The organism is Deltaproteobacteria bacterium CG11_big_fil_rev_8_21_14_0_20_49_13 (genome assembly GCA_002796305.1).
In the GTDB taxonomy this organism is placed as follows: Bacteria; UBA10199; UBA10199.
Window position 1 is genome coordinate 10,845 of sequence record PCWZ01000065.1, and the last position, 18,323, is coordinate 29,167.

The 18,323-nt window shown below is 49.2% G+C and carries 20 protein-coding genes, 1 tRNA gene and 1 pseudogene (1 of these 22 only partly in view); 8 read left to right on the forward strand and 14 right to left on the reverse strand.

All coding sequences use genetic code 11. The features are described from left to right. The 6 genes and pseudogenes from COV46_06165 to COV46_06190 all read right to left on the reverse strand — a co-directional run. Positions 1-317: pseudogene (locus tag COV46_06165) on the reverse strand (hypothetical protein) (it extends 40 nt beyond the left edge of the window). Between the two features lie 378 nt (positions 318-695). Next, positions 696-785, reverse strand: a tRNA-Ser gene (locus COV46_06170). Positions 786-877: 92 nt separating this feature from the next. Beyond that, the gene (locus COV46_06175) at positions 878-2,644 is read right to left on the reverse strand and encodes a hypothetical protein (protein PIR16954.1); all 1,767 of its coding nucleotides are present in this window, start codon (positions 2,642-2,644) and stop codon (positions 878-880) included. 123 nt (positions 2,645-2,767) lie between these two features. After that, positions 2,768-3,403 (reverse strand): thymidine kinase, encoded by a 636-nt coding sequence (locus tag COV46_06180; GenBank protein PIR16955.1) that lies wholly within the window; start codon positions 3,401-3,403, stop codon positions 2,768-2,770. 182 nt (positions 3,404-3,585) lie between these two features. After that, a complete protein-coding gene (locus tag COV46_06185; GenBank protein PIR16956.1) occupies positions 3,586-3,990 on the reverse strand; it encodes a four helix bundle protein in 405 nt (134 codons plus the stop codon). Positions 3,991-4,174: 184 nt separating this feature from the next. Then, entirely contained in the window at positions 4,175-5,080 is a 906-nt protein-coding gene (locus COV46_06190) for a uridine phosphorylase (GenBank protein PIR16957.1), read from the reverse strand. A 104-nt stretch (positions 5,081-5,184) separates the two neighbouring features. Between COV46_06190 and COV46_06195 the strand changes: the two genes are divergently transcribed. The 3 genes from COV46_06195 (at position 5,185) to COV46_06205 (ending at position 8,223) form a co-directional block, all read left to right on the forward strand. Beyond that, entirely contained in the window at positions 5,185-6,303 is a 1,119-nt protein-coding gene (locus COV46_06195; protein ID PIR16958.1) for a hypothetical protein, read from the forward strand. Between the two features lie 20 nt (positions 6,304-6,323). Further along, positions 6,324-7,295 (forward strand): hypothetical protein, encoded by a 972-nt coding sequence (locus tag COV46_06200; GenBank protein ID PIR16959.1) that lies wholly within the window; start codon positions 6,324-6,326, stop codon positions 7,293-7,295. A 94-nt stretch (positions 7,296-7,389) separates the two neighbouring features. Continuing rightward, positions 7,390-8,223: a hypothetical protein gene (locus tag COV46_06205; GenBank protein ID PIR16960.1), complete on the forward strand. Its 834-nt coding sequence runs from the start codon at positions 7,390-7,392 to the stop codon at positions 8,221-8,223. A gap of 1 nt (position 8,224) precedes the next feature. Here COV46_06205 and COV46_06210 read toward each other — a convergent pair whose 3' ends face one another. The 3 genes from COV46_06210 to COV46_06220 form a co-directional block, all read right to left on the reverse strand. After that, the gene (locus COV46_06210) at positions 8,225-9,673 is read right to left on the reverse strand and encodes a hypothetical protein (protein PIR16961.1); all 1,449 of its coding nucleotides are present in this window, start codon (positions 9,671-9,673) and stop codon (positions 8,225-8,227) included. Between the two features lie 10 nt (positions 9,674-9,683). After that, entirely contained in the window at positions 9,684-10,400 is a 717-nt protein-coding gene (locus COV46_06215; protein ID PIR16962.1) for a hypothetical protein, read from the reverse strand. An 86-nt stretch (positions 10,401-10,486) separates the two neighbouring features. Further along, the gene (locus COV46_06220) at positions 10,487-11,218 is read right to left on the reverse strand and encodes a hypothetical protein (GenBank protein PIR16963.1); all 732 of its coding nucleotides are present in this window, start codon (positions 11,216-11,218) and stop codon (positions 10,487-10,489) included. Positions 11,219-11,236: 18 nt separating this feature from the next. Between COV46_06220 and COV46_06225 the strand changes: the two genes are divergently transcribed. After that, the gene (locus tag COV46_06225) at positions 11,237-11,782 is read left to right on the forward strand and encodes an AMMECR1 domain-containing protein (protein PIR16964.1); all 546 of its coding nucleotides are present in this window, start codon (positions 11,237-11,239) and stop codon (positions 11,780-11,782) included. Positions 11,783-12,177: 395 nt separating this feature from the next. Here COV46_06225 and COV46_06230 read toward each other — a convergent pair whose 3' ends face one another. The 4 genes from COV46_06230 to COV46_06245 are packed head-to-tail and all read right to left on the reverse strand — an operon-like array spanning position 12,178 to position 14,786. Then, on the reverse strand, positions 12,178-13,356 hold the full coding sequence (locus tag COV46_06230; protein PIR16965.1) for an aspartate aminotransferase: 1,179 nt from the start codon (positions 13,354-13,356) through the stop codon (positions 12,178-12,180). Further along, positions 13,353-13,838 carry a pantetheine-phosphate adenylyltransferase gene (locus COV46_06235; protein ID PIR16966.1) on the reverse strand — a complete coding sequence of 162 codons (486 nt, stop codon included), beginning with the start codon at positions 13,836-13,838 and terminating at the stop codon, positions 13,353-13,355. Before COV46_06235 ends, COV46_06230 begins: the two co-directional genes overlap by 4 nt. Further along, positions 13,823-14,371: a 16S rRNA (guanine(966)-N(2))-methyltransferase RsmD gene (gene rsmD, locus COV46_06240; protein PIR16967.1), complete on the reverse strand. Its 549-nt coding sequence runs from the start codon at positions 14,369-14,371 to the stop codon at positions 13,823-13,825. The genes COV46_06235 and rsmD overlap by 16 nt, the downstream gene beginning before the upstream one ends. A gap of 46 nt (positions 14,372-14,417) precedes the next feature. Then, complete coding sequence (locus COV46_06245; protein PIR16968.1) at positions 14,418-14,786, reverse strand: hypothetical protein; 369 nt, start codon at positions 14,784-14,786, stop codon at positions 14,418-14,420. 103 nt (positions 14,787-14,889) lie between these two features. Here COV46_06245 and COV46_06250 point away from each other — a divergent pair, with 103 nt between their 5' ends. Genes COV46_06250 through COV46_06265 form a run of 4 tightly spaced genes read left to right on the forward strand, consistent with a single transcriptional unit; the run spans position 14,890 to position 17,503 of the window. Continuing rightward, positions 14,890-15,255 carry a two-component system response regulator gene (locus tag COV46_06250; GenBank protein PIR16969.1) on the forward strand — a complete coding sequence of 122 codons (366 nt, stop codon included), beginning with the start codon at positions 14,890-14,892 and terminating at the stop codon, positions 15,253-15,255. After that, positions 15,252-15,635, forward strand: coding sequence for a glyoxalase (locus COV46_06255; protein ID PIR16970.1), 384 nt, complete (start codon positions 15,252-15,254; stop codon positions 15,633-15,635). Before COV46_06250 ends, COV46_06255 begins: the two co-directional genes overlap by 4 nt. Positions 15,636-15,662: 27 nt before the next feature. Continuing rightward, positions 15,663-17,099 carry a hypothetical protein gene (locus COV46_06260; GenBank protein ID PIR16971.1) on the forward strand — a complete coding sequence of 479 codons (1,437 nt, stop codon included), beginning with the start codon at positions 15,663-15,665 and terminating at the stop codon, positions 17,097-17,099. 2 nt (positions 17,100-17,101) lie between these two features. Further along, complete coding sequence (locus COV46_06265; protein PIR16972.1) at positions 17,102-17,503, forward strand: response regulator; 402 nt, start codon at positions 17,102-17,104, stop codon at positions 17,501-17,503. Between the two features lie 297 nt (positions 17,504-17,800). On the opposite strand, the gene COV46_06270 is transcribed toward COV46_06265, so the two are convergent. Next, entirely contained in the window at positions 17,801-17,998 is a 198-nt protein-coding gene (locus COV46_06270) for a hypothetical protein (protein PIR16973.1), read from the reverse strand. Between the last annotated feature and the right edge of the window lie 325 nt (positions 17,999-18,323).

The window sequence follows — 18,323 nt, forward strand, 5'->3', positions numbered from 1 at the left end:
AGGCGGGCTATGCCTGTGCCGTCAAGGTTTGAAACAAAGTAGCCGACCGCCTTTTCCTTGTTTTTCTCCTCCTGTGCGGGTGGGTCTTCTAAAACATCCTTAGAGGCCGTAACTTTCTTGTCCGCGTCATCTACGACTACGGGTATATTCGGGGCGGCCGCATCGAGCGGGGCCTCCTGCGACCATAGTATCTTGGTAGGGATAGAGATAGGGCTGATGTCGGGGCCGGGGCCGCCGCCTCCGCCGCCTCCGCCGCTGCATGCCGCGAGCATTGTGAGTGAAACTAAAAGGACGGGGACTGCGAGGAACTTTTTCATACGAGGCCTCCTTGAGTGTTGTGTCATCCATTGCCCGCTCGCCCTGAGCTTGTTGAAGGGTGCAACATTCATCCTTCGACAGGCTCAGGATGAGCGGGAGAATTATGATTACGTCCCCCTTCTACATGTCTGATAATGCAAAGGGGGTGCCAACTTGCTGGTAAGGGATATTAGCCAAATTTCCCAATAATTCCAAGATAATTCTTTTCAGGAGGGCTTTTATTTTTATCAATATGAGATTATATGACGAAAAATTGACACCTACGACTTATGTCATTGCGAGCCTGAAAGGGGAAGCAATCTATTGTGCTCGGTTGATCGATCTGGATTGCCGCGCCCCTTCGGGGCTCGCAATGACGTGAAATTTTATATACAAACTGGCGGAGAGGGTGGGGTTCGAACCCACGGTACCCGTTAGGGTACACCGGTTTTCGAGACCGGTTGTTTCAACCACTCACACACCTCTCCATGGATCAACTCATTAGCGGCTTGTGTTTAGTGATTAGCGGATAAAAATGCAAGTATTTTGATAACACACCTATTGACGGGGGATTCTTCGCTTACGCGGGAACAGGGAGGAGTTCGGCCAGGCGCTGTTGCATGAGCTCTTCGAGCTTTTCGAGCATCTTGCGCTTGTAGGGTTCGAAATAGTCGTCCATGGCGTCCCTTTGTTCCGATATCAACTTAAGGACCCTTGTGATCTCTTCCCTTGCCTTACGGTGCTTCTCCTCCAGAGAACATTGCATGTCCTTTGAAATGTCGTCTACCTTTTCGGACCAGCGGTCGTATTCATTGACCGCTCTTTTGTGCCAATCTTCAAGTGAGGCGAGGGAGCGCTTGTAATAGGAGTCTTTCTTTATCATCTTGGAGAGGAGCTTTCTGCCCCAGATCCTGACCATGCAGTTGTACCAGTGTTCGTTGCCGCACAGGAGATGTTTGAATGCCTCTTTGAAAGAATAGAAAGAGAGCCAGGCGTCGTTCGCGGCGTCCACAAGTTCGGGCGATGTCATGAGCATGGGCTTTATGAGGACGTGATGTCCGTCGTAAAGGTGCCAGTCGTGAGAAATGACACGGTTCTCCTTTTCCATGCGCCTTGTCATCTTGGTTCCGGGGAGCGGGACCATGTAGGTGAACTGGACGGTGTCTATGCGGTTCTTCTTGGCGTAGTCGGCGGTCTCTTTTACGTTCGCCGTAGTGTCGGTGTCGGCCCCCACAATGAACATGCCGTGGATGGAGATGCCGGCCTTATGGAAGAGCTCTATCGCGAGCGTGTTCTTTTCAACGTTCGAACTCTTGTTAAATGCCTTGAGTGTTTCCTCGTTCACAGATTCAAACCCTATGCAGACGCGTTCGCAGCCGGCGCGTTTCATTAGCTTTAAAAGTTCGGGATCGCGGGCGCTTTCAACTCGCACCTGCGTGAGCCAGCTGGGCATTTTGATACCCTGTCTTAGTATCTCTTCCAGAAGGGCTTTGGTGTGGTTCGGGACCGCGGCAAAGTTGTCGTCGCCGAAGAATATCCTCTTGCGGGTCTGCAAAAGGGTGTGTTTTATGAGCCCGATGGTAGACTCGACGCTTAGGAACCGGTATTTCTGGCCGAAGTTCTCGATCACCGCGCAATATTCGCAACCGTAAGGGCAGCCGCGGGAGGTGTTTATTACCGTGTGAGAGATCCCGTTCAGGGTGTCTTGCGTGTAGACGGGGTAGGGTAAGGAAGAGAGCTCTTCGTTTGTCAGAAACGCGCGCTTTTGCGTGCGGACGACGGTGCCGGATGCGTCTTTAAAAGCGATGCCGGGAATATCGTTAAGTGTCATTGCGAGTCCCGAGCTTGTCGAGGGGCGAAGCGATCCCCCGCAGGAGATTGCTTCGGCCCTTCGGCCTCGCAATGACGTTTCATGTTCCAAAAGGTCTACGAATGTGTGGTCGCCTTCGTTTAGAATTACGATGTCGGCATATTGAAGAGCATCTTCCGGCAGGGCGCTTGCGTGCGGCCCGCCCATTATTATCCTGACGCTCGGGTTGATCTTTCTCACATATCTTGCCAGCTCATATGACTGGCCGGCCGTGCGTGTGATGGTAGATATTCCAAGAACATCAGATGTCACCGTCCGTTTTAACTGGACGTGGGTAAAGAGCCCGCTCACCTTGTTAAAGACCGGGTTTATCGCCTCGACGTCCATATAGCCCGCTTTTTTTGCGATGGCCGCTAAAAGGTCGGTGGCGCGCGAAGGAAGCTTGACGAACGAATAGACATCGTCCGAAAGACCGCCGTGAAGCGTGCCGTTGGTCGTGGCCGGAAGCTCAATAAGTGTTATTTTTAATTGTTTCATGATATGGTGGAAGTTTATATCAGTTAATATCGATTAGTCCACGATTTAATACGCCGCAATGCGTAACGCGGCGGAGCTGATTTTCATCCTTCGACAGGCTCAGGATGAGCGATCTTGGGCTTATCAAGATGAGCGGGTGGCGCCGTCTCCTACCACGTGGGTCTTTCTGGATACGGGGATAGATGGGACGTTCTTTTCGAGCGAAAGGTCGGGGTCGTGGCATGCGCGGCACCTTGCCTCATATGCCTCGCCGCTGCCGACCATCACCTGCTCACTTGCGCGGATAAGCCTCTGCGTCTTGCAAGCCTCGCCGCCGCAAGACATGCAGACCGCCTTTAGTTTGAGTGCCGATTCGGCGATGGCCAGAAGTTCCGGCATGTGCCCGAAGGGTCTTCCGGTGAAGTCCTGGTCGAGCCCGGCAACTATCACCCTGATGCCGCGATTCGCCAGTTTTTCGCAGACGCCCGTAACACCTTCGTCAAAGAACTGGGCTTCGTCTATGCCCACGATCCGCGTGTTGTCCTTAACCAGATCCAGGATGTCGCGCGAATTCTTGACGGGAGTGCACGCCACCTTCTGCTCGGAGTGAGAGACTATATATTCGCTTGCATAGCGGTCGTCTATCTGCGGTTTAAAGACCTGGACGCGCTGTTTTGCTATGAGCGCCAGTTTTACGCGCCTGACCAGCTCTTCGGTCTTGCCCGAGAACATGGGTCCGCAAACCACCTCTATCCAACCGTTTGGACGTCCGTGATGCATATTTCCTCCCATTGGACAGCAATAAACAAACTACAAATTACAAACAAACTACAATATACAAATAACAATAAGAAAATAATAACATCAACTAGTTTTACCTATGATGGCCGAAAAAATATTACGCAGTTCCAATGATTCCTGATGACAATCTTTAATATCATTAGGGCACCTCTATAAACTACTCACGCTGTCATTGCGAGCCCCGAAGGGGCGCGGCAATCCCCCATAAACACTTGATTTATGGAGATTGCTTCGTCGCTGGACGCTCCTCGCAATGACATAACAATGGGTTTATAGAGGTGCCCATTACTAAGTGCCGGATTTGCTTCTTCGACAAGTGCAAGCCAGTAACTGCTTTCTTTACATTCCTTTCTGGCTATCCGCATTCTATAGCTGAAGTCCTTTTTCCCGAGCGCCTCATTGGCCTCTCTGTAATTAGCTCCGACCGATCCGCTGGAACGGACCAGCTGTGAGGTCAATTCCCTATTAATGTAGCTTTCCGGCAACTTCTTGCACAATCTTAATATGTCCTTTGCAAATTCAAGCGTCCTTTTTTCAAGATCGTATTCTTTCTTTTTACCCGCCATTTTGTTTATTGTAATTTGTCTATTGTTTGTAATTTGTGTATTGTCATTTGTTCATTCACGTCAGCAGTCCCGCCATGCCAGCGTTGATGCGGCCGACTATTGCACCTCCGAACATCGCGCGCAAGGCCAATTTTGCAAGGTCGCCTGCCCGAAGCGGCCTGGTTGACGGAGCGTTCTGGAAAAATTACGCCTTCAATAACATGCCGGGCGTCCAATACGGCTCGCTTCCGCGCGCCTTGTCCATTTTGGCCAGCACTTCCACAGCACCGAGGCCGCATTTTATGCAGTCCATCTCCACCTTTGCAAGGCCCTCGGGCGATATGAACCTGTTCTTGTGCCTCTCCGCGATTATTCCGCAGACCATTCCGGCCCTGAATCCTGCCATTGCCGCCAGGGTAAAGAGTGACGATCCTTCCATCTCATTGTTCGAGACGTTCATTGTCGCAAGTTCCCCGGGAAGGTCCTTGAATCGCGGCTTGAAGAACGGGGTGGTCCTGCTTTGAGCCCCGTAAAAGCCGGGCATGGAGGCGGTGAGACCTAAGTGGAATTTAGCCCCCGTCCTTTTTACCGATTCCAGGAGTGCAAGTACTGCTTCGTGACTTGCCACGGCTGGAAAACCTTCGTGAACGAAATAGGTGGATGTATTCTCGAGCCTTACGGCGCCGCTCGAGACGACAAGGTCGCCGTTACTGATGTTCTCTTTGTTGGCCCCGCTGGTGCCGATGCGGATGAAGGTCGGGTTTTTCACGACCTGAGAGAGCTCAACTACTGCTATCTCTGTGTTGTCCGGCCCCATTCCGGTAGCCATGATGGATACCGGTACGCCCTTATATTTGCCTGTTACCGTGACATATTCGCGGTGCGCGATGGGTGCTTTTGCCTCGTCGAAGAGTCGGGCCACTTTTTCTGCTCGCGCCGGATCGCCGCACATGAGGATGAAAGGCGCAACTTCTCCCGGTGCAAGGCCTATGTGGTACTGTCTTCCTTCTGCCGTACTCATTATCTCTGCGGAACCTAATTGTTTGGAGTTTGTTTTCATATACTTAGGAAAATAGGCACGACACATCAAAAACACAAGAACAATTTGCATCCGGGGAGACACACCGCGTGTCTCCCCGGAATAATTTATCCTTTACATTAAAACATTAAAATATAAGCTTGCCCTCGCGTTCCAACCAACCGAAAGGGGGAGAAATGGGATTCCTTGACAACTTGAAGAAGAGGCTCGCAGTCTTCGGCATTGCCGCCTTATGTTTCGGCTACTTTGCCGCTTACGTCCCTTACTCGATGATGACGAAGATGCTCACCAAGGGGCTCTTTTCGGGGATGGGAGGCGTTGGTTTTTCCGGATTTGAGATACAGCCAGTTGTTATCTTTGCCAGCTCTCTCTCGATGTTCCTCTTTCTCACGTTCTCCGGCTGGTGGAAATATGCAACGCATAGCAAGGTCCTTGGCATCTCTATCCCGCGTCCGCAGTGGTTCACTTTGATCTCCGGCATCTGCACCTCCGGCCAGATAATAACCACAACGCTTGCCTATACGTTCGAGGGCGTGAGCATCGTTTTTGCCATGCTCCTGATGAGAGGCGGGGTCCTTGTCCTCGCCCCCATAGTTGACCTTGTAGCCGTAAGGCGTAAACGCAAGATATACTGGCCTTCCTGGGTGGCGGCCATTCTCTCTTTCTCGGCCTTGACTGTAGCCCTTTTTGGGAAGGTCGGGACCAGCATGACCGTTGTGGCTATCTGCGACATATCGCTCTATCTCTTCGTTTATTTCTTCAGGCTCTTCTTTATGAGCAACCGCGCAAAGAGCGACGATGTGGAAGAGAAGAAGAGGTATTTTACCGAGGAACAGATGGTCGCGAACCTCTTTTTGTTCGCCGCGCTCTTTGTTGTGGGTCTTGTGGGCGCGCAGATGAGCGCCGAGTCGATACCCGGAAAGATATGGGAAGGTTTTACGCTCTTCCCGTTCAAGGGGCACACGCTTCAGGCATTTTTGATCGGCGTTTTCTCCTACGGCACGGGACTTTTTGGCAGTCTCATATTCCTTGATAAGCGCGAGAACACATTTACCGTTCCGGCCAACCGTTCGGCAAGCATCATTGCCGGTGTCATTGCGACCTATTTGCTGGCGATATTTTACGGTCAAAGGCTTCCGCCGGCGCATGAGCTTATCGGCGTTGTCCTTATAATCGGCGCAATAGCCTTCCTTGCATACAGGAGCGCCATGGACAGGAAGCTGAAGAGGCAGGAGGCTGGAAGCAGGAGGCAGGAAGTAGGAAGCGGGAAGCAGGAGGCAAGAAGCAAGAAGTGAGATAACAGGAGGAAGAAAATATGAAAAAAATAACACTGGTGGTCATCGCCCTGGCAATGATGTTTTCCGGCTGCAAGGCCTGCAAGGTGAGGGAAGAGGCAAAGATAGGGACAGAAAAGACGCCTCTGGTGGTCGGTTTCATGCCCTCGGCCGCAAAGGATGTTATGGCGGCGAGCGCCCAGATATTTTGCGATGAACTGGCCAAGAAGAGCGGCCTGAAGGTGGAGCCGTTCCTTGCAAAGGATTACATGGCGCTCATAGACGGTATCGCCTCCAAAAAGATAGATATCGCGTTCATCAATTCACTTGGTTATCTCCTGGCGCAGGACTGGTCAAGGGCCGAGGCCGTCTTTCAGCTGATGGGCGAGAACGGAAAGCTGTTTTACCGCTCCGGCATCATCACAAGGAACGATACCGGCATAAAAACGGTTGAAGATATCAACGGCAGAACGTTCGTATATTCAGATCCATTTTCTATGGCCGGATACCTAATGCCTCTCTATGTCTTCAACCAGAAGAAAATAACCCCCAAGAGCACGAGCTTTGCCGGTAATTACGACGGCGTAATTGAAATGGTCCATAACGGGCTCATCAACGCGGGCGCCATCTATTTCTACGAAAGGGACCCCGACGGAAGGATACACGACGCAAGACTTAAGCTCGTTAACAAATATCCAGACATGATAGACAATATCCCTGTGATATTCACGTCGGACCCGATTCCTACGCCTCCCATAGCCTTCAGAAAAGACCTGACGCCGGGGCTTAAAGAGAACCTGAAGAGAACTCTTCAGGTGATAGGAGTCGCTCCTTCCGTGACTGGCGCCCTCAACGCAATGTATGACGCAAAAGGATTAGCGCCGGCCAATCCCAAGAGCTACGATTCGATAAGAGAGATATTAAAGACACTCGGCAAGGATGTTCAGGAAGTGGTTCCCGGCGCGGTCGATTTTTACAAGAAGCACCTTTGGGAAGTGGTGCCTGGATTCTAAGAGTTTGTCATTGCGAGTCCGCTTGATGCGGGCGAAGCAATCCAGTGCAGGAGATTGCTTCACTCCGTTCGCAATGACAGAGGGGGAATGAATTATGAAACGTTTTTTGACACTCTTTCTATTATTGTTAACGTTTAACGCCTTTGCAGAAGAGGCGGTGCTTAAATACGGTGTGCTTCCTTCAAATCCGAACAGCCGCGAAAGCCTTGCGGTCTTCACAAAGTACCTTTCGGAGAAGATCGGCAAACCGACGGAGCTTGTGTATGCCGATACCGAAGAGCTCTTAAGCAAGCTCGCGGACGGCGATATATCCTTCGGAGAGCTCTCTTCGACCGCATACGCCACGGCCATGGCCTCATTCAAGGACAAGATAAAATATGTCGTGACCGTTGCCGCAAGGAACGAAGAGGGTAAACCGGTCCCTTATTACAGGGGGCTTTTCTTGACGCTAAAAGACAGCCCATACAATTCACCTCTGGACCTCAACGGCAAGTCGTTCGGTTTTGTGAGCAGAACGTCAACCTCCGGCTATGTATATCCCATGGAGACGCTTAAAGGTATGGGAATAGATCCCGAGACCTTCTTTGGAACGGTGGCCTTTGCCGGCAACCACGCGAAGATATTTGAAGGGCTCAAGACAGGCTTCCTCGACGCAGGTGTTTCCAACTATGATGCGCTCGATAAGGCAAAGGCCATGTACGGCAATATCTTCAAGATAATAGCCACGACCGCAGAGATACCTTCCGGAGCCATCGTGGCCTCGTCAAAGGTTGACGAAAAGACCGTTGTCAAGGCACAGGACGCCTTGATATCGCTCAAACCGACGGATGCGGTGGTCAACTACCCAGGGTTCCTTTACAAGGGCTTCATTAAAAAGGGGGTCGGTTTCTACGATTTCATTAAAGGACTTATAAAGAAGTTCTTCTAGGTCAGATCGCCTCTTCTATCTTTAGGATCCCGTTCTGGTTCAAGTATATCCTTACCTTACGGATGTCTTCGTCAAGTTTGAGAACCAACACAATGTGATAGGTGCGGGCGAACTTGAAATCGAGGATCTCTCTGGTGGCGGGATCGAGGGCCTTTCTGCGTTCATAGGGTTCATCCATTCTTTCAAGAAAACGGTGCATGTTGAAGCGGATGATGTCGGTGACGCCCCTCATTCTGGTGTGCGCCTTTAAGATGGCGGAAGGGTTCAAGATGACGTCCTTTTCGTACTTTATTATCTCTTCTTCTATCCAGAAATGATGAGGGGTGCCGTGTTTTCTCATTTCCAGGATCTTTGGGGGGACCTTGGATTCGGAGATGAACGAGAAGGCCTGTTTGCAGACGCCTATTTTAGCGTCGTTCGCCGGGTCCATGATATCGACCTTGTAATCGGCGAACCATCTTGTCATGCGTTTGCTGAAGATGAGCTTGAGCCAGTCTTTTATCCTGTCCTTTGCCATGTAGCCGATGACGATGGCCAGAACGAATGGAAGGGAGGTGGCGCCGTATTTATGCCCCGCCCAGAGGGTGACAACGGTGGCAATGATCATCGCTATTCCTGCGGAGATCGCAAAGATAAAATCCTTTGCCACGACAGTTGCCTCATGCGTATGGGTCTTTAGGAATAGGATGCTGGTTATTATCTTTTTAAGCACCCCTTTGCGGTAAAGAAACGGCTCGTTGGCGCCATCCTTCTCGTAAATGGCAAAGCCCTGTTCTTTTCTGTGTTCGTATTCGGAGATAATGAGAGGTGTTGCTATATCGCTTAGGGCGCCTGACTGCGTAGGGCTCATGAAGGATGTAGTGATGGTATTGTTGAACGAGTTCAAAAGGCCGTCTATGGCTATACCCATGTATTCGTCGGTGTGCCTGAAGGCGTTCTTCAGGTTGTCGTTTATCTTATTATTGTGAAGGATCGTGTGGAGCGACCTGAACTCGCTAAGCGATGTCTTAAGCCCCTGACATACCTTTTTAAGTTTGAGCTCAATGTCTCCCGTTTGCTGTCTCTTTATGTCCTGCCTTAGAGAGGTGATATCGGTCCTTAGGGCAACGCGCACCGTGCATGCAAAGAGCTTCATCTCGGCTATTATTCTCTTTATCTCTTCCGGATGCTCCATGAACTTCTTCATGCGCGTGAGAGGAGAGCGGGAGTTGGCGGGATCGTTCAGCTCTTCAAAGGTGAATGCGGGCGTTTTGAAACGAATATAGCCCTGAATGTCTTCGTAGAACCGGTCCTTTGTGTAAGATGTCTGGTTCATGCCAAGGGATCTTGGGATGAACATGAAAAGGTCGACGTTGTATTTGTTCTTTCTGCGCGAAGGGTCGAGGGTGTAACCGAGCTTCAGTTCTATCTGATATCTGTCGTGAGTGGCGAGCTTGCTTTCTATCCCCATAGATGAGCTTTTATACAAGTTTGGCCAACTTGTCCAGCGCGGTCTTGTAGCGAAGCTCCAGCTCCGGTCCTTCTTTGAGCTCGGGTTCGTTGTTCATCGTGACAAAGGGGACGTTGATGCCGTTAATGGAGAGACGGCCGTTAGGTTTGCCGTCCGTGACATCTTTCCAGTCATGGACCTTGTAGTAACCGTTCATCTCTTCGTCGGGCACCTTATGGGCGAGAATGGAGCTCTTTAGCTTTTCGCGGTAACGTGCTTCGTTCTTTCTGCAGGATTCCTCAAACGACACATCGATAAAGAGGATCGCGGAACGTTCCAGCACCTTCTTTGAGAAACGCCAAAGAGCGTTCTTATAAGCGTCATCCTTTCCGCGTGCGAATTCTATCAAAAGGGTCTTGTTTTTGTAGAACTCGGGCCTTACAAGATATTTTGCCTCGATGTGGGGGCTGAACTTCTCTATAAGAAAGTCCCAGAACTTCATGTTGTCTATGAAATAGGCGTGGTCGCTCTTCTTTGATACAAGCCTTTTGTGACCGAGCGCTTCCCAGACATCGTCCTCAAGGCATTTGTCCCATAGCCAGACAAAATCGTCGACCTCTTCGAATTGGCCTATGTGGAACTTCTCAAGACGCTCGGCATCGGTCACCTTGTTCTTCATGAAATAGATGAACTCCGATTTCCCGCACGCCGGACGGCCGATGACTATAAGGTTATCGAACTTTTTCATATAATTTTTCCCTTCTTTTGTAAGGAGGGGAAAGGGGGAGGTGGATATCTACCTCCGCCTAACCTCCCCTTACAAAGGGAAGGGAATCATTTATCGTACAATTCCCATAATTTATTCAATGCATTGCCATATCTAGGCTCAAGAACCTTCGGATCGACGCTTTCGGGTTCGTTGTTCATCGTGACGAACGGTATCTTTACATTATGGAAGGTGATGTAGCCGTTTTGTTCGTTGTGCGTGATGTCGAGCCAATCGTGCTCACCGTAAAAATGGCCGAACGTCTCTTTCGGGACCATGTGTGCGAGGATGGAGTGCTTCTGTTTTTCCTGATAGCGAGCAACGTTTCGTCTCCACGATTCGTCGCGGGTGGTGAGGACAAAAAGTATGGCGCTCTTCTTCAAGACCTCTGGCTTTAGGGCAGTGAGGGCATTCTTGTAGGCGTCCTTTCTTCCGCGGGCGAACTCTATGAAAAGGGTGTGGTCCTTATAGAACTCGGGATTCGGGAGATAGCTCTTGGTTATGGCTTCGTTGAACTTATGCATGCAGAACATCAGGAGCCTTTCGGCATCCGGCGTCATTCCGGGGTTTCCCGGCATATATTCTTTGGAGTAGAGCCTTTTTTCGCCTATCTTCTCCCAGATATCGTCTTCCATGAACTTTTCCCAGATCCAGAGGAAGTCGTCTACCTCGGCGAACTTGCCGATGTGGAACTTGCCAGCGCGTTCGGCGTCGGCGGCCTTTTTCATGAAGTCGATGAACTCAGACTTGCCGCTTGCAGGGCGCCCTAAGATGAATAGGTGTTGAAATATGTTCTTCATGGTATTAAAGTGGCTAACATGACACCTCTGACAGATAAAGAGAAAAATCTTCTTTTGGCGCTGGCGCGTTCGACCATTGAGGCAAAGGTGGAAGGCAGACCTCTTCCGGCGCCTCCAAAGGCTGAAGGGGTGCTTGCGTCAGAGTGTGGCGCGTTCGTGACGATACATAAAAAGGGGCGCCTGCGCGGATGTATAGGCAATATGATAGGAGAGGGGCCTCTGGTGCGCACGATACAGGAGATGGCCGTTGCATCGGCTACGGAAGATCCCAGATTCAATGGGGTGAAGCCCGAAGAATTAAAGGACCTCGATATTGAAATTTCGGTGTTGTCGCCGATGAAGAAGGTAATTGACGTGAACGAGATAGAAGTGGGAAAACACGGTATAATAATGAGGCAGGGATGGCGAAGCGGGGTTCTGCTTCCACAGGTCGCGACCGAACAAGGGTGGGAGAGAGAAGAATTCCTTGTGAATACGTGTTATAAAGCAGGGCTACCGCCTGATGCGTGGAAGGATCCGAAGACGGTGATCGAGATATTCTCGGCAGAAGTATTCGGAGACTGACCGAGCCCTTCGACATTGCTCAGGAGACGCTTGTCGCAGGAAAGCCGCCTACTGCTAATAAAAGTTGCGGAACCACATCGAGTGCTCATCTTCGTCATCTTTGTGAGGTTCCGGTATCCTTTCCTCGAACCTTATCCATGAACAATGGAGGACCTTGGAAAGTAAACCTTTAGACCCTTTTTTCTTCTTTTCCTGTTTCTCTTGTAGTCTCTTTTTCATTTTGACCACCTCCCGCTCTGACTAGAGAGCAAGATGCGTGCCGAAAGCGTGAAACGTGAAACGTGAAACGTGAAGCGTAAAAAGATAATATTATCGGATGGTTATAGATCTTAGACTTATATGACATTGTGGATCTGTCAAATAATCGACACCAAAATGATAAAAGCGTCAAAATTCTAGCAGATGGCCTTTTCTATGCGACGAAGGCCTTCCTCGATATTTTCCATCGAGGTGGCGAATGAAAGACGGATGAAACCGTCAAGTCCGAATGAATTGCCGGGGACGGTTGCGATGTGGGTGGTCATTAATAGATATTCAGAGACATCGGAAGAAGTAGATATCTTTTTGCCGCCAAGCGTCTTGCCGTAAAGCGGCCTAATATCAGGGAATGCGTAAAAAGAGCCTTCCGGTTTTTTGCAGGAAAGACCTATCTTGTTGAGCCCTTCAATCATCACATCTCTGCGTTCATGGAACGCCCTCACCATCTTTTCTACTGCTTCGGTTGGTCCGTCATAGGCGGCAATGCAGGCCTTTTGTGTGATAGATGTGACATTGGTCAATGCCTGGCCCTGAATGTCGGTAATCTTGTCGATCAGTCCTTTTGGCGCCGCGGCAAATCCCATGCGCCAGCCGGTCATCGCGAATTTCTTTGAGACGCCGTTCACAAGAACGGTCCTCTCTTTCATTCCGGGGAATGAGGCGATGCTTTTGCATTTGAATCCGTCAAAGACTATTCCGTCGTAGATCTCATCTGAAATGACCACCAGATCGTGTTTTACACAGACCTCGGCGATCCATTTAAGCTCCTCCACGCCATATGCGAATCCGGTCGGATTTGACGGGCTGTTAAGGATCAGCATCTTGGACCTTGTGGTGACGCTCTTCTCAAGCGCCGCGGACGTCATCTTAAAATTCGTTTTGTCGTCAGTGGGAATTATGATAGATGCCCCGTCGCAAAGGAGTACCTGGTCGGGATACGATACCCAGTAGGGGGCCGGAATAAGGACCTCGTCGCCGTCGCTTATAAGCGCCTGCATAGCGGCGAATATGGCGTACTTGGCGCCGGGTGTGATTATTATCTCGTCGCGTTTGTAATCGAGACCCTGCTCACTTTTTATCGCGCGAATTACAGCGTCTTTGAGTTCGGGAATTCCGCCTACCGGAGTATATTTTGTGAATCCCTCGGTAATTGCCGCATGGGCCGCTTTTTTGATGTGCTCGGGGGTGTCGAAATCGGGCTCGCCGCATGTGAAGTTTATCACGTTCACGCCTTCGGCCTGCATCTTTTTGGCGCGTGCGTTAAGTGCTAAGGTGGGGGAGGATTTCAGCTTTTCTACACGTTTTGCAAAGTTCATTTCTTCAGCTTCTCCTTCAGTTTCTTTTCAACTATCGGATGAATCATTCCCGAACCGGTGCCGCCGAAGGTCAGGACCTCTTTAATGATGGAAGAGGAGAGATGGGAATATTGTCCTTCGGTCATTAGATAAAGGAACTCGAGCTCGGGATAGAGAGTCTTGTTCGCAAGCGCCATCTGGGTCTCATATTCGTAGTCGCTCATATTGCGGATCCCGCGAAGAACCGTGTTGCTCCCCCTTTTGCGGCAATAATCGACAAGCAGGCCTCTGAACGTGTCGACCTCAACGTCCTTGCACTCTTTAAATATCTCGCGAAGGATCTCCACCCTTTCCTTTGGGGTAAATATAGGGTTCTTGGTCGTATTGGTGGCGACGGCGATTATGACCTTATCGAAGATGGTAAGTGCCCGCTTGATTATATTTAAGTGTCCGTTGGTCGGCGGATCAAAGCTTCCGGGGCATATGACTATTTTGCTGGGCATAGAAAACTTACCGAAGTTTGACCATATTTGCGGGTGTCGGTCAAGGCCAATCCCGCGACTTCTCTTATGGGCTCCTTTGGATGGTGTTCGACCACGATGCGCCCGCCTTCCGCAAGGATATTTGCCTCGGCTATCTTGGCAAGCGTCGAGTTCACCATATTCTTTAAATATGGGGGGTCAACGAATATAAGGTCGAACCTTTCCTGATGCCTGCCGAAATATTCGACGGCGACGCTGACAGGTCTCGGAAATACCTTCGCTTTTTCGGCGAACCTGCAACGCTCGATATTCTTTCCTATTATGGTTATGGCCTCGTGCGACATGTCGACAAAGGTCGCATGTACGGCCCCTCTGGAAAGGGCTTCAATAGCCACAGCGCCGGTGCCTGCGAAGAGGTCCAATACCTTGAGCCCTTCAACGTTGAAGAGGATGTTGAATACGGCCCCTTTTATCTTGTCCAGCGCCGGGCGGATGCTGTTGCTCTTTGGGGTGTAGAGCTTTCTTCCCTTGGCTGTGCCTGCAATAACTCTCATATTATGAAAGATTGGAAGTCTGATGTCAGAGGTCGGATCTCTGAGTTCAGAGACTTCTGACTGCCCAAACAGTCATATATATGATAAACGTGACAATGGCAACAGTTGTAAGCCTTTTTCCAAAGAGCTGTTCAAGCCTTGACCGTTTGATGAGTCCGTAGATAGAAAACACCATCATTAGCACGAGAGCGGCCAAAAAGACGATGCCGAAGGGGTGCATATTGAGCGAATCTTTGATATTTCCCCCGAAAACGAGCCTTATGCTCCTGGTAATTCCGCAAGACGGGCAATTAATACCGGTCATCCTGTTAAAAAGGCATGGGAGGTCGGGGATCCGGCCCAAAAGGCCGGCGGCAAAGAATAACATCCCCCCAACAATGACGGTTATGTATATTGTATAATATCTCAAGGGCATGGTACGGTCCCAAAACAAGTTCGCATGGGTATCACATCGCTATAAAATTCTTTTGAAAAAGTTTGCATTATATGTATAAAAGAATCAAGGAGACAATTTCACAATGGGGGGGAAAATACTTGTTGTAGATGACGATAAGGACCTGGTCGAAACGATAACCTTCAGGCTTGAGGCCGCCGGATACGAGGTTTCATCCGCCTATGACGGTCAGGAAGGCCTTGAGAAGGCCATGGATATCAAACCCGACCTCATACTTTTGGATGTAATGATGCCAAAGATGGACGGTTATCAGGTCTGCAGAATGCTCAAGTTCGACGAAAACTATAAGAACATCCCCATCATCATGCTCACGGTAAGGGGACAGGAGCAGGACAAGAATACCGGCGTGGATGTCGGTGCTAATGACTACATAACCAAGCCCTTTGACAGCAAGGACCTGCTAACCCGTATCCAGAGGATCCTCGCATGAAATGCAACATCATCCTTTATGTCGGCGACCAAGAAAGAAGCACTCTTTTTTATAAAAAGCTTCTGGCGGTTGAGCCCATTCTCAATGTTCCGGGCATGACCGAGTTTGAGCTGTCAGAACAATGCGTTCTTGGACTAATGCCGGAGAAAGGCATAAAACGACTTCTGGGCGCAACGATCCCGGATCCGGAAACGACAAATGGGGCCTCTAGGGCGGAAATTTACTTCAAGGTTGCCGATCCCGAGGTGTTTTTGAAAAGAGCCAATGAGATAGGATCGAAAACCCTTTCTCCGTTATCCCCCAGGGACTGGGGAGATGAAGCCGGATATGTTATGGATCCTGACGGACACGTAATAGCCTTTGCCAGAAAACTGGTCTAAACCATGTCAGCCGGCGAAAAAATATAATTGGAAAAAATAGATCTTTGGTGTTACAAACGGGCCATGAGACGGATGATCCAGCATGCGGCCGCGCTACTTGACAGGTCTCCGGATTTTTTCAAGCAGGACGTCAGGCTCTATGAACTTAACAGGCGTTTCTTATGGTTCATCGTCTTTCGGTTCATCGTTATCTTTTCTTTTATGGCGTTGGCGATGGCGAAAGCTACCATTCTCCCTTATGTTCCCGTAAGCGGACAGACCTTTCTTATCCTCGCGGTCGTCCTTTTTATGGTCAACATATTCTACTGGTTCAGCTACAGCAGGGCCGTGGTAAGGGCCGATGAGAAAAGATACCAGATGCAGGTCGCGGCCAACGTTCAGATACAGATCATCTTTGATTTTACCGTTCTTGGATATCTTGCCTATATGTGCGGCGGAATAGAATCGCCCCTCGTTTATTTTTTTCTCTTTCATAACGTTATTTCGTGCCTTTTCTTTAGACAGATAGTCAGCTTCATGTACATGATATTGAGCCTTGCCATAATATTCTTTATAACGCTCGGACCCGTTTTTAAGATTATTCCAACTCATCATTTCATGTTCCCTAAAGATGCGGCCGCTCTTTACAGCCATTGGATGATCTATTCTTACCAACTGGCCGGCATCGTGGCGGTCTATTTCATAGTCTGGTACTTTGCATCCAATATAACCGACAGCCTCAAAAGGAACGAAATATCGTTACAGCAAAAGATAGACGAACTGATAGAAATGGATAAGGAAAGAACACGCTATATGCTGGTGACGACCCATGAGCTAAAGGCGCCTTTCTCATCCATACAAAGTTACATTAATGTGGTTCTGGACGGTTATGCAGGCGATATATCGAAAGAAATCCGCGAAGTTCTGATAAAGATCAAAATAAGATGCGAGAAGATGATGAGAATGATCATTGAGATGCTGCAACTTGCGAACATCGGTTCATCAAACGCCAAAAAAGAAGATATAGAAATGAAAAAGACAGACGTTTCACATGAGATCAACGCCATTGTCAGGCGTTTTTCCGATCAGGCCCTTGATAAGGGTGTTAGTATAACGATCATTTCTGGAGATGGCGTCGAGATACAGGTCAATAAGGAGCAGTTCGATATACTTTTAAATAATGTATTGTCAAACTCTGTCTGTTATTGTTATCCTAATACGGAGATCACGATAAGCGTAGAGGAGAACGATAACTCGGTAGTCATAACCGTCGAAGACAAGGGGATAGGAATAAAGAAAGAATACTTAGACAAGGTATTCTTGGAGTATTTCAGGAGCGAAAAGGCCGCGCTCATGAACAGGAACTCGACCGGCCTTGGTCTTTCGATAGCGAAAAGAATAATGGATGTTCATAAAGGTGATATTTGGATAGAGAGCGAAGCCGGGGTGGGCACTAAAGTGTTCATGAAATTTCCAAGAACTTGAAAATGGGGTCAAATATGACAAAGAAGATATTCATAGTAGATGACGATAGCGATATCGTTGAAGCGGTTTCGATGGTCTTGACAAAGAGCGGGTATCAGGTGGCCTCTTCGCTTACGGCGTCCGACGCGCTTGCAAAGATAAAGAGCGAAAAGCCCGACCTTATACTTCTTGACGTCATGTTTCCGGAAGACCCGTCAAAGGGGTTCGACCTTAGCCGTATTTTCCACAATGATCCTGCCGTAAAGAACGTTCCGATAATAATCCTTTCCGCCGTGAATATCCGCTTTAAGTTGGGATTCTCAAAGAAAGATATAGATGATGATTGGATGCCGGTGAAGGAGTTCATCGAAAAGCCCATCGAGCCAAAGAAATTGCTGGAGACGATCAAGAAGCTGATCGGCTGATCCGGTTCAAAATAAAAAACCCCTTCCGGATTCCAGAAGGGGTTTTTTGTTCACTTTAACTATATTACTTTGTGCAGGCGGCCAGATCTTTCTTTTCTTTGTAGCACTTGCCTACGGGGTTCAGGTTCTCATCGCCCTTCATAGGTTTCACATGGCATGTTATGCAGGGCTTTCCTTCCTTTTTGGCAAACTCCGGCTTTGCAACGCTCATCGATGAAACACACCAGCTGGCAACTACCAGGACCGCCACTGCTAAAATTGTCTTCTTCATTTTGCATCCTTTCGGTTATGTTACCATTACTTCTTCAAGTACTTTTTACCTTCTTCGTTCAGCTTCTTATCGGCATCGTCTTTTTTAGGGATCGCCGTGTGACAATCGGTACAGGCCTTTTTCCCCGAATCTTTCATTAGCGTTGCGGTTGCGAAACCCTCCGTCGGGACCATTATCCACGACATTGCCAATACCGTGATTGTTGCTAGAACCACTTTTTTCATACGTTCCTCCTTTCAAATGTGAGCCCTCTTATATGAAAAAGATAAGCCATTGTCAAGAGGTCAAGTTTCTAAACAGGCTCTTCGCGGATTTGAGTGGGTCGTTTGCGGGCTGATTGAACGGCAAGTGGTTGTAACCACAAGACGGAGTCAAACGATCCGTAACCACAAGACGCATAACCACAAGACGGAGTCAAACGATCCGTAACCACAAGACGGAGTCAAGAGTTGTTACCGGCCGGTCACATAACCAAATAACCACAAGACGGAGTCAAGAGTTACAGAAGTGACGGAAACGCTACAGTTTTGGGTGTGTGCGTTTTGTTCG